Source organism: Sediminibacterium sp., assembly GCF_030695065.1.
Classification (GTDB): domain Bacteria; phylum Bacteroidota; class Bacteroidia; order Chitinophagales; family Chitinophagaceae; genus Sediminibacterium.
The window spans coordinates 1-14,367 of record NZ_JAUYTR010000023.1 but is presented as its reverse complement, the minus strand read 5'-3'; the positions used below and the strand labels follow the sequence as shown (position 1 = coordinate 14,367).

The window sequence follows — 14,367 nt, the reverse complement described above, 5'->3', positions numbered from 1 at the left end:
CAATCAAAATGAAAAAAAATATATTTCATAATACTGTAAATAACTTCAGCGTACTGTTGTTAATATTGGTAGCCATTGGTATCAACACTGTTGAATTAGTTGCTCAAGATTCTACAGCAGTAACCGAAACAATAGTTAAGAAAAAATCATACACTAGAAATACTTTTGAGGGTAATTTTTTAATTGACAATCAAACCGTAATGGTACCTATTAAAGGAACATTCGAATTTGATATTTATCACCGTTTTGCCCCAATAGATAAAGGCTTTACCGACTTGTTTGGCCTTTTTGGAAGTGCCAATATGCGTTTAGGATTTAGTTATTCTTTATTGAATGATTTGCAAATTGGTTTTGGTGCCAATAACCATAATATGCAAGTAGACTTTAACGCAAAATATGCAATTGTAAAGCAAACACGTGATAATGCCATGCCTGTTTCCGTAACCTTTTTTGGAGACATTGCAATGGATACAAGAGCAAAAAGCAGTGTATTGCCAATTGTAAATACTACAGATCGGTTAAGTTATTTTAGTCAGATAATGGTAGCTAGAAAAATTTCAGAAAAATTTTCACTTCAGGGTAGTATTAACTATACCCATTTTAATAATGTAGAAGGTTATTTAGACGATAAAAATGTAGTGCAGCCTAAAATGAAAAATGATCATTTATCTTTTGCGCTAACAAGCAGGTATAAAATTTCTCCTAAAACTTCTATTGTATTTAATTATGAGCAGCCCCTCACTACTCATTATATGAATAATCCCAAACCAAATTTGAGTTTAGGATTAGATATGAAGTCTAGCGGACACGATTTTCAGGTATTCTTTGGAAACTATGGTTATACCGTTCCGCAGAATAATAGTTTTTTGAATCAAAATGATTATGCAAAAGGCCAATATGTAATAGGTTTTAATATGTCTAGGCTTTGGAATTTTTAACAACCAACTAAAAAAAATATACAATGAAGAACATTTTTTTAATGTCGTTTGCAGTTCTCTTTATAACAGTTTCAAATGTAAATTTCTTTCAAGGCAAACCATGGGTTGCTCCTGATAAAGCCAATAAAACAGTCAATCCGGTAAAGTCTAGTGCAGCAAGTATTGCAGCAGGTAAAACTTTATGGATTCAACACTGTGCTTCTTGTCATGGTAAAACTGGTGCTGGTGATGGAAATAAAGCCGCACAATTAGAAACACCAGTAGGAGACTTTAGAACTGCAGGATTCCAAAATCAATCTGATGGCTCTATGTATTATAAAGTAGCTGAGGGAAGAGATGATATGCCTGCATTCAAGAAGAAAATTCCTGATCAAGAAGACTTGTGGAATTTGGTTGTATTCATGCGCTCACTGAAAAAATAAGGATAATGCCTAATTCAAATAATTTAAATATTCCCTCTGCCAATCCCCGAAGAAAAATTTTGTTCGGGGTTGGTTTGTTTTCATTCTTTTCTCTGTTTTCTTTTTCACGTCTGAATATTTTCTCTAGAAAAAAAGATGTGATTGCTTGTGCACCTGAAAAGGAAACTAGAATGGTCAGAATGCTCACGCAAGACGGGCAACTAGTAGAAGTAGAAGTTTCCAAATTAGGTGAAACAAAAGGGAAAGCGACCAATCAAGAATTGCAAAACTGGATAAAAAGTTAGCAATCATTAATTTGTTTTTATGAGTCTAGATAATAGTTCAAGAAGAGATTTTATTGCTGCAGGAATTTTAGGAAGTATTGCAGTTGCAGGATGCAGCAGCCCTTTTGATCCTGCTGCTAACGAAGTTGTAAAGCCTTCAGGCGAAATGGTAAAGTTGCTTTCAGTAGACGGTGAAATAATTGAAGTTGATAAAGCGTTTCTAAAACCGGTTCCTGAGTTATCAGCAATGACCAATCAAGCAGAGCGAATGGGAATTCCTGGTAGGAAATTTGTAATGGTTATAGATTTATCAAGGTGTAAAAATCTAAAAAAATGTCAGGCTTCCTGTAATCATGCTCACCAAATTCATCCAGATCAAAATTGGATTAAACTTCATCCTGTTCAAGAGTCTGAAAAAACAGCTCCTTATTGGCAACCTACTACCTGCATGCATTGCGATGAACCACCTTGTGTAAAAGTTTGTCCAGTAGATGCTACTTTTAAACGTCAAGATGGTATTGTTTTAATTGATAGTGATCGATGTATTGGTTGTAGATTCTGTATGGCTGCTTGTCCTTATTCTACCCGAGTATTCAATTGGGAAGAGTTGGATTTACCTAAAGCCATTGCAGAGAAGCCCTATTCTTGTGAAACAAGTATGCCTCAAAAAGTTGGTACTGTTGGAAAATGTGATTTCTGCCCCGATATGGTTAGAAAAGGGGAACTACCTCACTGTGTTTCTGCTTGTCCTAATGGTGTTTTCTTTTTTGGAGATAGCAATGAAGACTCAGTTACCAATGGTGCTGAAACTTTTAGATTCAGCGAATTATTAAGAGATAAAGCAGGCTATCGCTTAATGGAAGATTTAGGTACTAAGCCTAGTGTATATTACTTGCCTCCTGTTAATAGAAACTTTGCTTTTGAAGGCGAAGATCAAGGTGATGTAAAACATTAATATTCAATTAAACTACTTCTTGTGGAAATTTCAGCTAAGAATAAAATTATTCAGGATTTACTTCCCCAAAAATTTGGCAAGCCTGGTAAAATTTGGGTAAGCGTGTTATTGCTTTTTTGTGCCGTAGGTATGTATGCATATTATAGACAGTTAACAAAAGGGTTGGTAGTTACCGGCTTAAGAGATTATGTGTCTTGGGGAATTTATATTTCGAATTTTGTTTTTTTTGTTGCCATTAGTTTGGTAGGGTCTTTAATTACAGCAGTATTAAGATTAAGTGATGTTCATTGGAGTACGCCATTAACTAGAATTGCAGAAATAATTGCAGTATCTGCCATCACTTTTGCGTCCTTAATCATTATTGTAGATATGGGACGTCCTGAAAGGTTCTATAATTTATTTATTCATGGAAGACTACAGAGCCCTATCATGTGGGATGTAATAGTAATCACTACTTATTTCTTTGTGAGTATTTTACTTTTGTATTTTCCACTATTGCCAGACTTAGCTATTTTAATTAAGCTTAAAGGGAAAACAACTACTTGGTTAGATCGTATATATCATTTTTTAGGTTCTTTTTGGAAAAATACTACTGAGCAAATTAATATTAGTAACAAAGCAGTTAATATTCTTTCAATCACGATTATTCCAGTTGCCTTTGCTATTCATACAGTAACTTCTTGGTTATTTGCTACTACATATCGTCCTGGTTGGGATAGTACCAATTTTGGTGCTTATTTTATTTCTGGAGCATTTTTGGTGGGAGCAGGCGGAGTAATTGTAGCAATGTACGTATTTAGAAAATCTTATAAACTTGAAAAATACATTACCGACAGTCATTTTGATAAAATGGGCAAAGTATTGGTATTGTTGGCTTTGCTTTATCTATATTTTAATGTGAATGAATTTCTAGTGCCGGCATTCAAAATGAAAAAATCTGAGGAAGAGCACTTATTGGGTTTATTTACTGGTGAATTTTCGGTATTGTTCTGGTTTGCTATTACGACTGCAATGATTATTCCTATTATTATTTTATTATTTAAAGGGGGAAGAAAGCCATTGCCTGCATTTATTGCTGGTGTATTGGTAGTGATTGGTTCTTGGTTTAAAAGATATTTGATAGTAACCCCAACATTGTTGCATCCTTTTTTACCAATGCGAGACGTTCCGGCTAATTATCGTCACTATTTTCCTTCATGGGAAGAGTGGGCCATTGCAATGGGATCTTTAGCAGGGGCTATGTTAGTGATTACTTTTTTTGCAAGAATTTTCCCAATTATACCTATACAGGAAACTATTACTGAAACAGAAGAATTAGCACATGAAAAAGTTTAAAATTATATTATTAAGTGCTTTATGTCTTTTATTGGTTACCCAATATTTGTTTGCACAACCAATAAAAAATGATTTGCTATTAAGCTTGGCTTATTTTAATAATAATAACCAAACACAATACCTAAAAGCTACTGCAAAATCAAAAGTAAACGGAAAGTTTCAGCAAGTGGCTAATGTTTCAATTGCTTTTTATATTGATGATGCTTCTAGTAAAGTTCTTTTAGGGAAAGCTACAACAGACCATAGCGGTAATGCAATTATGCAAATTAAATCGGTTGCAAGTGAAATTTGGAAATCATCTGCTACTCAAAACTTTTCTGTTTCAACTCAAGAAGACAAATTATATAATGCTTCTGAAGCAAACCTCGCAATTGTGAAAGCAAAAATAAGTTTAGATACATTGGAAGATAAATCAATTGTTGCTACTCTTTTGGAGTTAAAGGATAGTAATTGGTTACCAATAAAAGAGGTAGATATTAGAGTGGCAGTAAAAAGAATGTTAGGTGAATTGAATGTTGCCGAAACCGCTACTTATACTTCTGATTCCCTTGGAATGGTTACTGCTGAGTTTACTAGGGATAGTTTACCAGGAGACTCAAAGGGTAATTTGATACTTATTGCAAAATTAGATGAACATGAATTATATGGTAATCTAACAGCTGAAATGATTGTACCCTGGGGTATAAAGCCTCTTGTACATTCTACTTTTAATGACCGATCTCTTTTTGCTCGAAAAGGATTAACGCCTATATGGCTTGAGCTCTTAGCTTATTCTATTATTTTGATAGTATGGTCTATTATTATTTATTTGATATTCCAGATCAAAAAAATCATAAAGCTGGGCGTTTAATTTCCTTCAATTTGTTCCGCAATCAATAATTGAATATATTACTTTATATAAAGTAGTATATGAATAAAAAATTGGCCATTTGGTCTATTACAGTTGGTTTAGGTGGTCTTTTATTTGGACTAGATGTTGCCGTAATTTCTGGCGCAGAGCAAGCCATTCAACAACTGTGGTCGCTATCTGATTGGATGCATGGAACCGCCATTGCCATGGCTTTATACGGCACAGCATTTGGCGCAGCATTGGGTAATATCCCTGCGAATAAAATAGGTAGAAAACAGACTTTAATTTGGATTGGGATTCTCTTTTTGGTTACTTCTATTGGTGCTGCCTTATCTACCAACGTGTATGTATTTATGTTTTTCCGATTTGTTAGTGGATTAAGTATTGGCGCTTCATCTGTTGTTGCCCCTGTTTATATTTCAGAAATAGCCCCTCCTAAATACAGAGGCCGAATGGTTATTTCATTTCAATTAAATGTTGTTGCAGGAATATTGATAGCTTACTTCTCTAATTATTTGTTAGCTGGAGTGGGTGGAGAAAATGATTGGCGTTGGATGTTGGGAGTGGTTGCAATCCCTTCCTTATTTTTCTCATTATTAATGTTGATTACTCCAGAAACACCACGTTGGTTGGTTTTATTTAAAAAAGACGAAGCTGCTGCCGCCAAAGTTTTGGCACTAACAGGTGAAGACGCTCCTAAAGTAATTGCGGATATTAAAGCCTCAGTTGGAAAAACAGTAACGGAGTCGTTGTTTAATAAAAAGTTTTTTAAACCCCTTTTACTCGCTTTCTTGATAGCTTTCTTTAATCAGCTATCTGGCATTAATGCCATTATTTATTTTGCGCCAAAGGTTTTTGAAATGGCTGGAATTGGCCGTGAGGGAGCATTGCTGTCTACAGTCGGGATTGGCGTGATGAATCTGATATTCACTATTACGGGGTGGTATCTGATAGACCGATTTGGTAGAAGGGTTTTGATGTTTATAGGTTCAATCGGTTATATTTTTTCACTTACTATGATTGCTGTATCATTCAATAGTACAGATCAATCAATGGTTGTGTACTATGTTTTTGTATTTATTGCAGCACATGCTGTAGGGCAAGGTGCTGTTATTTGGGTTTTCTTATCTGAGTTGTTTCCTAATTCTGTTCGAGCAAGTGGTACTTCCTTTGGGTCTTTAGTACATTGGGTATTTGCTGCTCTAATAGCACAAGTGTTCCCTTATTTTGCAGCCAATATTTCTGGCACCATCATTTTTGGCTTTTTTGCTTTCATGATGGTTTTGCAATTATTATATGTTTGGAAAATGATGCCAGAAACAAAAGGGGTTGCTTTAGAAGATATGGGTGACACAATCATCTTACACTAAAATTATTGTCATGAAAAAAATCATTATTGCTTTAGTAGGTTTCTTGTGTTTGCATTCAGCCTTTGCACAAGAGGGACTGTATTTAAGAACTCAGTTTTGGGGAGGTGGCAGTTTGGATATTAGTTGGCTCTATTTTACTAAGGATGGCGTAATCTGTAAAAATCCAGCATATGGTATCAATCCCTTTAACTTGCAAAAAGAATTAGAATTAAACAAAGTAAATACGGGTAAATTCAGTGTAGCAGCTAATAAAATGAATATTAACTGGGGAAGCGGTAAATCACAATCTATCAAAGCTGAGTTTAACGGTGGAGTTTTAAAAGGATTAGATGGAGGCATTTGTACCAAAGCTAAACCCTTTTTAGCAAAGAGTTTGGGAGGTAAAACGTATTCAGGTTATGCATCAGCTGGTGCTGTATCACAGTCAACCGTAATTGAGTTTAAAGTAGACGGAAGTTTTGTAATGAATAAAAAAGGAGCTATTACAGGATCGGGAAATATTAGCGGTTCTGCAAGTTCACAGGGAACCCAAAAAGGGAAATATAGCGTTACTGGGAATACCATAGTTTTTAAATATGATGATGGTACCGAATGGAGAACACTCGCGCAGCCTTATGACTTATGTAAGGATGAAATTATTTTAAACGATAAACTATTTAGAAAAAAATAAACCATTAATTCTTCCAACCCCATGGGGCAAGAGGTGTTTCAATTGGTTGTTTTAGATTGAAGGAAACAGTAAATAATCTATCAGATCCAATTCTTCTGAGGTTATAAGTGAAACTGCTATCATTGATGGTAATCCACCAAATATTAGACGCTGCTGCAGGAATCGTTTTTTGTGTTTGAATATCAGCGGGAAAAATTTGCATCTGCGAAAACCCTGGGTTGGTAGTAGTGCCCCCGTATTGGGTTACTTTGTCTTCTGAACCATCTTCGTGTCTATGGTCGTGTTTTAAAGTAATTCCTAACTTATTTTTAGTAAGCACCCATGTTCTAGATCTATTATCCCCTACATTAAATGGAATCCTTATCCGATTTTCTTCGCAGGCTTTCACATGCATAACCAATTTCTTATCCTTAAAATCTGCTGTAGCACCACTAGTAATCACTCCTTCATAAGCTTTGCCGCAATGTTGTTGAAGGGTATTCCAAAAACTATCAATTGTACTAGTGGGTTTTTGCGCAAATCCTTTTAGAGTTATAAACAATGCTATAAAGGTTATATATTTCATTTAGTAATTTTGAAACAATATACAGCATTACTTTTTTTTCAATTAAAATAAATATCCAGTAATCTCATTTCTAAAAACATAGCTTAGCCATACTACATCATTAATGGACATGATGCTAAATACTTGAAATTTATTATTACCTAAGAGGGCTTCATTTTTATACTCTAGTATATACAGTAATCCTCCATTGATTTTTCTTGGTACTCCTTGGTAAAATTCAATTGGCTCACCGTTAGGTTTCAAAAAAAGTTTTACTTCTTCTGCTACTTGAAAAGCCAATTGATAAGCGGTTTGTTCCGCATCATAACGATCGGCACTTTTTTCTAGTGGCACCATGAATTGATAGGTATTTAGTTTTGTTTTTTTATACATTACTTGCCCAGCTGCTCTAGGCTCCAATACATACAATTCGGTCGGAATCATTGATCCACCAGTCTTTACTTCCCAACTACTTCCTTTCTTATATAAGTCTCTGTAATCACTATGATTGGCATATGCAACCAAGGCTTTTTGCATGACTTCTATAATATTTTTAATCCTAAAATCTTTAGGTGGTTTCGATTCTGTCCATGTGATATAATTACTATTATTTTCAACAGTATAATACAGGTCATGGTTAGCTAAAAATCCTATTTCAGGAAAGATGGCTGCATTCTCTTTGCCAGGAATTCTGATATACAAATACTCAGTTTTATTTACCCAATAGCTAAAAAGATAATAAGCTTTTAATTTAGCTAAATTTTCAGTAGACAGAGTGCTTACCCCTTTGGGCCAAAGGTTGGCATTTTCTGATCTTAAGAATTCTGTTGAATCCGCTTTAAAAAGTCTTTTCATCCTGGCAGCTTTTATTTGCAAATCAGGAGGTCTTGTTACATAATAGGAAGTTGATGCTTTATAAGTGTTTAATTTATTTAGTTGAATAGGATATTGTGTATATGCTTGTATGTTTTTTGTTTGCTTACTGGTATCTGCAATTTGTTGAATTTTATTGAAATCGCTTCTGTATACTACAAAATAGTGATCTATTACTAAACAAAATGGTTTCTTAAATTTATATTCAGCAGGCACATGTTCATTCACACTTGGAAAAAACTCCAGCACTCTGTATTCATTGGATAATGCCAATATATTAAATCCATTTAGGGTTTGAATTATTTTTTCTTCTTCTGCACTAATCCCATCTTGAATCCATGCTGGCTGACCTTCTTTTTCTAATCCGTTCAATACTCTCTTTGCTTCTGAACCTGAATAGCCCCAACCATCTTGTAAATCTTTGCTGGTTGAATTTTTTGTTGCTTTATCTTTTACCATAGGGGCATCTAATACTATACCCTTTGCACTTAGTATTCGGTATTTATACATATCGCTGATATATACTTCGCTTATTTTAGATAGGGCTATTTTATTAAATCCCATCAGCAAAAGAATAAAAATAAAATAGCGTGTGTTTCTAGTAATCATAACAAAATAATTAGTAAGCAAAATAAACTTCTATTAACTTTAATGTGATACCGTTGAAACGGTATTTTAAAATTAGAATTATATGCGAATTATTCAATGCTTGCTATTAATCAGTACATCAATACTGTGCTTTGTTGAATTAGCTGCTCAAAATTCTGTACCACAATCAATAGGTCCATTATTTAGCAATGCCCCATCCTTAAAAGGGAAGCCAGCATTTTTAGCTACACCCTATGCTACTGCAGGAGAAAAGGTATACATGATTGGGCACCAGGATGGATGTTTTCCAGATTTAGGTTGGCATGTAAAAGATGAAATGGGGGGTATTTGGCATCATCCTATTAAATTAATGGATGGGTTTGATATAAGTATAACAATTGGTGAAAAAACACATCAGCTTAATAAAGCAGACCTATTTGTAAATTATCCATTTGGGAATAAACATATTTTTTCTGTGGGATTAACACCACTAAGTATTGAAAGGTATCAGTTTGTTCCAGACCAGTTGGGAGGGGTTTACATTGAATATGCTATAAAGAATAATAGTAATCAAACACAAAAAATTCAATTTGATTTCCGAGCAATTGCTAACCTTAGACCGGTATGGTTGGGTGAAAGAACGGGAATGATAGATTCGAAAGATTTAGCCAGTTATGATTTGATCAATCAACGCTGGATTGTAAAAGATTCTATGAATTCTTGGTATGTAATTTATGGATCACCTATTAAAGGGAAAGTAAGTAATTCAATTACTGCAAAAAAAAATAAGCCCAACACTACTGTCACTAATTCAGTATTTGAAATAATAATTAAGCCAAATAGTGTTTATATTTTGCCATTTACTATTGCTGGTTCGTATATATCAAAAGAAAAGGCAGAAACTACTTACCATCAACTTAGCCAATACCCATCTAGGTTGCTTGCAGAAAAGAAGAATAGAGTGTTAAGGTTGAATAAGAATTCTAAATTGACTTTAAGCGATAAAGCTATTGAAACTAGTTTTGAATGGTTAAAGTACAATAGTGATTGGTTAATCCAAGAAGTAGACGGAATAGGTAAGGGGGTAGTAGCTGGTTTGCCTGATTATCCCTGGTGGTTTGGTGGTGATATGGTTTATACCCTAAAAGGATTAATTGCGATGGGTAGAAAAGACTTGGTTTACAGTACGATTGATTTGGTGCATGCTATTTCTGAGAAAACTAACGGGAATGGTAGAATTATTCATGAAGTATCTACCAATGGTGCTGTATTTAATCCTGGCAATGTAAATGAGACACCCCAGTTTGTTTCATTAATCTGGGATGTATTTTGTTGGACAGGTGATTCCGTTTTTTTACAAAAATATTTTCCTTCTGTTATAAAAGGGTTGAATTGGGTTTTAAATGAAAATGATGCAGATAAAAATTTGTTACCAGATGGGGCTGGGATGATGGAAATTCATGGGCTTACTTCTGAAATGATAGATGTGGCAACCTACACGCAAAAGGCTTTTGATGATGCAGCTAAAATGGCTAGATACTTAAATCATGTGGGCTTAGCAGATAATTATCAGCAAAAAGCTAATTTGATTAAAGTAAAAATTAATGAACAGTTTTGGGTAGAAAAAGATCATTCTTATGCTGACTTTATAGCAACTAAACCCCAGGCTTTACAATTGATTCAAGATGCTATTGTTAGAGCTGATACACTTGATAACCAGTGGGCAGTAAACGAACTAAAAAAGGTGCAAGCACAAACTATTGCCGATACGGTTAGTAAAAGTAAAGGATTTGTCATGCATCATAATTGGGTAGTGAATACGCCTTTAGAAACAGGAATTGCAGATAAGGACAAAGCAATAAAAGCTTTAAATACTGCTAAAAGGTTTACCAATGGATTTGGAATGTATGTAACTGGAATTGATAAAAACGAAAAGAGAGATCAGAAAGAATATTCTTATGCAGCAAGTGTAGGCAAGAATGATTTCACTTATACAGGAACTGTTATGACTTTGCCTACTGCAGTGCAAATTATAGCAGAAAATAATTATGGGAGACCCGATGAAGCTTTTGAATTATTAAAAAGGGTAAATAAAACATTTGGTTATGCATTGCCTGGCTCTATGTATGAAGTGTCTCCTGATTATGGCATGATGACACAGGCTTGGAATGTATATGCTTATGGAGAACCAATTGTTAAACAGTTTTTTGGAATTAAACCACAGGCGTATAAAAAACAACTCAAACTTTCTCCTTTATTGCCTTCAGCTTTAACTAATGGTAAATTAGACAATGTTGTTATGGGTAATAATAGTGTTTCAGTTGCGTTTTCCAAGACAAAAACAAGAACAACGTTCAAAATAACACAAACATCCAATGAGTGGACGATTCTGTTTGAGCAACCTATTGGAAAATATAAATTTTGGAAATTGAATGGGAAAACCATTAAACCTGAAGTTGTTGGTTTGGTTGAGCAAATCAAAATTTTCTCAAAACAAGCTTTAGTTTCTTTGATTAATGATTAGTTATTTTATAAGCATAATTGATTGATTTTTAATAATAAAAAAAGAATAAGTAGTAGACTAAAGATCAAAATCTTAATAATTAATATTTAATTATTAATAAGTGATACTTTAAAACAATATGAGGTACTTATGTCCTGAATGCTATGACGTATTTTTGTAAAAATCCATCGCCCAAAAATATCTTCTAGCTAATCATGCATATTTTTTTTCAATACTTTAATACAATTGCCTTTTCGTTTTCCCTCTTTTGTTTAATTATAGTTTTTACTAAAGGGAAAAGAAAGTCACCAATATTTTATTTGTTTATTTCAAATACAGTATTGATTTTATCTTCAATTCTTTATTGGTTATTTGAATCTAAATTAATTTTTCAATACCCTCATTATTTAAGAATTCCTGGACCGTTTTTATATTTATTAGGTCCAAGTATGTATTTATTCGTTAGGTCTTTGCTTTATAGGGAAACTAATTTTAGAAAAAACGATTGGTTGCATATTATACCATTTGTATTAAGTATTGCCGAATTATTTCCATTTTATTTTAGTGGGGCAGAACAAAAATTAGAAATTCTTCAAATCGCTAATTTTGATTTTTCTACACATATTTCTAATTTCAATGAAGGCATTATAGGGAAAGAATTACATTATATTTTTAAGGCAGGTAGTTGGGCTATTTATTTTTATTTCTCTCTAAAAACTTATTTGACTTTCAGAAAAAATATAAAGACTGATATTATATCAGATTATAATAGAATGTTCTCTTTTGTAAGATTCTTTTTATTATCTCGATTAATTGGTTTTTTTCTTCTGAACATTACAACACTATTTGTTCATGGCAATTATTTATATACTATCATTTTAATTGCAGGTAATTTTATTAGTTTAGTTAATATATTTCTTTTGGCTTTTGAATACCCTGAAATGATTTATGGTAATGACTTCTATTCTGTGAACAATAATAATAGAGAGAATCTGATGAAGATTGTTATGAGCCAAAACGAAAACTTGAAGTTACTTGAGAATAGTAAATATGAGGGTAATTTGTTGCTTGATGTAAATTATAAGGTGATTTATTTCAACAAGCTGGCAGAGTTGAAATTTTCTGATTTATATGGTCATCAATTAAAACTAAATGAGAATTTTATTAGCTATTTAGACCCAGCTTCAAAAGCTAATTTCCTTTATTACTTTGAACAATCACTTCAAGGTAAAACTATTCAAGTTGAAGAAAAGTTCATGCTATATGACAATTCCGATTTTACCTGGTTGTTAATGAGTTTTACTTCTCACCATGCAAAAAATGGCGATTTAATTGGAGTATCAATCAGTACAACTGAGATTGATGCAAAGAAAAAAATGGAGCAATTACAAACCAAGTACTTGCATAGTTTAGATGAATTGGCCTGGAACAGCTCACATACTTTAAGAGCACCCGTTGCTAATATGCTAGGAATTTTGCAACTTTTAAAAGAAACTGACTTTGAATTAGATGCGTCAGAGAAAAAAATGTTTTTAGAACATTTATCAAAAGAAGTAAAAGGCCTAGATATAGTTATCAATAGTATGGTTAGAAATGCAAGGCAGGAGTTGGATAACTAGTATCAGTTAGATTTAAATATGCTGAAAGTGTGAATGATACAACTATTTCACTTGTGCTTGTAACTTATTTGCTGCTTATCATTTGAAACTTTACATGTTAGACTTTGATCTAAATGTATTCAAATGAAGAGTAAAATCATAAATATCCTTTTTGCCAGTATCATTTATATATTTCCAATATTTCTTTTTGGACAATTACCCAATTTAAGATCTACTGTAACTTTTGCTTTGTTCACAAATGCTGGTGCATTCGACAATGTAGGTGCTTCATCTGTTAAAGGTGATATTGGTAGTAAAACCTATACTCCTACCGGTTTCCCTCCTGGCATAATCAGTGGAAGTATTTTTAATGCGTCTGATGGCCAATCAACTTTAGCAGCTACGGATGTAGCACTTCTTTATGATGATTTATCAAGAACGCCTACAGGAGTAGTTTCCCCTACATTAGGAGGTCAAGTACTTATTGCGGGTGTTTATTCTACGGGAGTTGGTGCTGCAGCAAATTTAAGCGGGGATATAACTTTAGATGCACAAGGAAATCCAGATGCCTTGTTTATTATCCGAATTGATGGAGCATTGGGTGTTAGTGGTTCTGCAAATGTTTTGTTGATTAATTCCGCATCTCCTAATAATGTGTTTTGGCAGATTAATGGTGCTTTTAGTTTAGGTATTAGTGGGGTGTTTAGAGGCACAATTGTATCGGCGGGAGCAATTTCTTTATTGTCTAATTCTACATTAATAGGTAAAGGTTTAACTAAGGCTGGAGCTATTGAATTAAATGCAAATACGGTCATAACAAATATAAATCCAGCGGATCCAACACTTACTATCATTCAACCTACTTGTGCGGTGGCAACTGGAAGTATAACTGTTACTGCTCCTATTGCTACCGGTATGACTTATAGTATTGATGGATTTACTTATAGCAATACTTCTGGTGTTTTTTCTTCATTAGCTGCAGGTAATTATAATGTTATTGCGAAAGATATTGATGGGTTTGTGTCTGGAATCACTGTAGCTACAATCAATACGCAACCACCTACACCCACGGCACCAATAGTTGGAGCAATTACACAACCTACTTGTACAGTTGCAACGGGCAGTGTTCAACTGAGTGGTTTACCACTGGGCAACTGGACGATTAACCCAGGTGCGATCACAGGCAGCGGTGCAACAACAACGATTAATAATTTAGTAGCAGGTACATACAACTATACCGTTACGAACGCAGATGGTTGTACTTCATTGGCATCAGCGAACGTGCTCATCAACACCCAACCCCCTACACCCACTGCACCAATAGTTGGTGCAATTACACAACCTACTTGTACGGTTGCAACCGGCAGTGTTGAGTTAAGTGGTTTACCACTGGGCAACTGGACGATTAATCCAGGTGCAATCAACGGAACAGGAACAAGTACAACGATTAATAATTTA

General features: G+C 34.0%; 13 protein-coding genes. 11 read left to right on the top strand and 2 right to left on the bottom strand.

All coding sequences use genetic code 11. The features are described from left to right. Positions 1-8 precede the first annotated feature (8 nt). From Q8S25_RS10840 to Q8S25_RS10805, 8 genes are read left to right on the top strand one after another with little or no spacing between them, the layout of a single operon-like run. Positions 9-938: a DUF5777 family beta-barrel protein gene (locus Q8S25_RS10840; RefSeq protein ID WP_305537622.1), complete on the top strand. Its 930-nt coding sequence runs from the start codon at positions 9-11 to the stop codon at positions 936-938. Between the two features lie 23 nt (positions 939-961). Then, the gene (locus Q8S25_RS10835) at positions 962-1,360 is read left to right on the top strand and encodes a cytochrome c (protein WP_305537621.1); all 399 of its coding nucleotides are present in this window, start codon (positions 962-964) and stop codon (positions 1,358-1,360) included. Between the two features lie 5 nt (positions 1,361-1,365). After that, the gene (locus tag Q8S25_RS10830; protein ID WP_305537620.1) at positions 1,366-1,644 is read left to right on the top strand and encodes a hypothetical protein; all 279 of its coding nucleotides are present in this window, start codon (positions 1,366-1,368) and stop codon (positions 1,642-1,644) included. A gap of 19 nt (positions 1,645-1,663) precedes the next feature. Next, positions 1,664-2,578 (top strand): 4Fe-4S dicluster domain-containing protein, encoded by a 915-nt coding sequence (locus Q8S25_RS10825; protein ID WP_305537618.1) that lies wholly within the window; start codon positions 1,664-1,666, stop codon positions 2,576-2,578. Positions 2,579-2,599: 21 nt separating this feature from the next. Further along, positions 2,600-3,913 (top strand): NrfD/PsrC family molybdoenzyme membrane anchor subunit, encoded by a 1,314-nt coding sequence (gene nrfD / locus Q8S25_RS10820; RefSeq protein ID WP_305537614.1) that lies wholly within the window; start codon positions 2,600-2,602, stop codon positions 3,911-3,913. Beyond that, a complete protein-coding gene (locus Q8S25_RS10815; protein ID WP_305537612.1) occupies positions 3,900-4,763 on the top strand; it encodes a hypothetical protein in 864 nt (287 codons plus the stop codon). The genes nrfD and Q8S25_RS10815 overlap by 14 nt, the downstream gene beginning before the upstream one ends. A gap of 59 nt (positions 4,764-4,822) precedes the next feature. Beyond that, on the top strand, positions 4,823-6,133 hold the full coding sequence (locus Q8S25_RS10810) for a sugar porter family MFS transporter (protein WP_305537610.1): 1,311 nt from the start codon (positions 4,823-4,825) through the stop codon (positions 6,131-6,133). A gap of 10 nt (positions 6,134-6,143) precedes the next feature. Then, complete coding sequence (locus tag Q8S25_RS10805) at positions 6,144-6,803, top strand: hypothetical protein (protein ID WP_305537608.1); 660 nt, start codon at positions 6,144-6,146, stop codon at positions 6,801-6,803. Positions 6,804-6,807: 4 nt separating this feature from the next. Here the strand turns inward: Q8S25_RS10805 and Q8S25_RS10800 are convergent, their stop codons facing one another. After that, positions 6,808-7,368, bottom strand: a complete 561-nt coding sequence (locus Q8S25_RS10800) for a hypothetical protein (protein WP_305537606.1) — start codon at positions 7,366-7,368, stop codon at positions 6,808-6,810. A 42-nt stretch (positions 7,369-7,410) separates the two neighbouring features. Next, positions 7,411-8,829, bottom strand: coding sequence for a hypothetical protein (locus Q8S25_RS10795; protein WP_305537604.1), 1,419 nt, complete (start codon positions 8,827-8,829; stop codon positions 7,411-7,413). A gap of 82 nt (positions 8,830-8,911) precedes the next feature. Here Q8S25_RS10795 and Q8S25_RS10790 point away from each other — a divergent pair, with 82 nt between their 5' ends. The 3 genes from Q8S25_RS10790 to Q8S25_RS10780 form a co-directional block, all read left to right on the top strand. Next, a complete protein-coding gene (locus Q8S25_RS10790) occupies positions 8,912-11,332 on the top strand; it encodes a hypothetical protein (protein WP_305537602.1) in 2,421 nt (806 codons plus the stop codon). Positions 11,333-11,760: 428 nt separating this feature from the next. Beyond that, positions 11,761-12,930, top strand: a complete 1,170-nt coding sequence (locus Q8S25_RS10785; RefSeq protein WP_305537600.1) for a hypothetical protein — start codon at positions 11,761-11,763, stop codon at positions 12,928-12,930. Between the two features lie 123 nt (positions 12,931-13,053). Further along, on the top strand, positions 13,054-14,367 hold a 1,314-nt coding region (locus tag Q8S25_RS10780), incomplete at its 3' end, for an ice-binding family protein (RefSeq protein ID WP_305537598.1).

Excerpts from the sequence above, each read along its gene's own strand:
- Q8S25_RS10795 (WP_305537604.1), bottom strand. The coding sequence starts at position 8,829 with ATGATTACTAGAAACACACGCTATTTTATTTTTATTCTTTTGCTGATG.
- Q8S25_RS10825 (WP_305537618.1), top strand. The coding sequence starts at position 1,664 with ATGAGTCTAGATAATAGTTCAAGAAGAGATTTTATTGCTGCAGGAATT.
- Q8S25_RS10790 (WP_305537602.1), top strand. The coding sequence starts at position 8,912 with ATGCGAATTATTCAATGCTTGCTATTAATCAGTACATCAATACTGTGC.
- Q8S25_RS10800 (WP_305537606.1), bottom strand. The coding sequence starts at position 7,368 with ATGAAATATATAACCTTTATAGCATTGTTTATAACTCTAAAAGGATTT.
- Q8S25_RS10810 (WP_305537610.1), top strand. The coding sequence starts at position 4,823 with ATGAATAAAAAATTGGCCATTTGGTCTATTACAGTTGGTTTAGGTGGT.
- Q8S25_RS10835 (WP_305537621.1), top strand. The coding sequence starts at position 962 with ATGAAGAACATTTTTTTAATGTCGTTTGCAGTTCTCTTTATAACAGTT.
- Q8S25_RS10805 (WP_305537608.1), top strand. The coding sequence starts at position 6,144 with ATGAAAAAAATCATTATTGCTTTAGTAGGTTTCTTGTGTTTGCATTCA.
- Q8S25_RS10785 (WP_305537600.1), top strand. The coding sequence starts at position 11,761 with ATGTATTTATTCGTTAGGTCTTTGCTTTATAGGGAAACTAATTTTAGA.
- Q8S25_RS10815 (WP_305537612.1), top strand. The coding sequence starts at position 3,900 with ATGAAAAAGTTTAAAATTATATTATTAAGTGCTTTATGTCTTTTATTG.
- Q8S25_RS10830 (WP_305537620.1), top strand. The coding sequence starts at position 1,366 with ATGCCTAATTCAAATAATTTAAATATTCCCTCTGCCAATCCCCGAAGA.
- Q8S25_RS10840 (WP_305537622.1), top strand. The coding sequence starts at position 9 with ATGAAAAAAAATATATTTCATAATACTGTAAATAACTTCAGCGTACTG.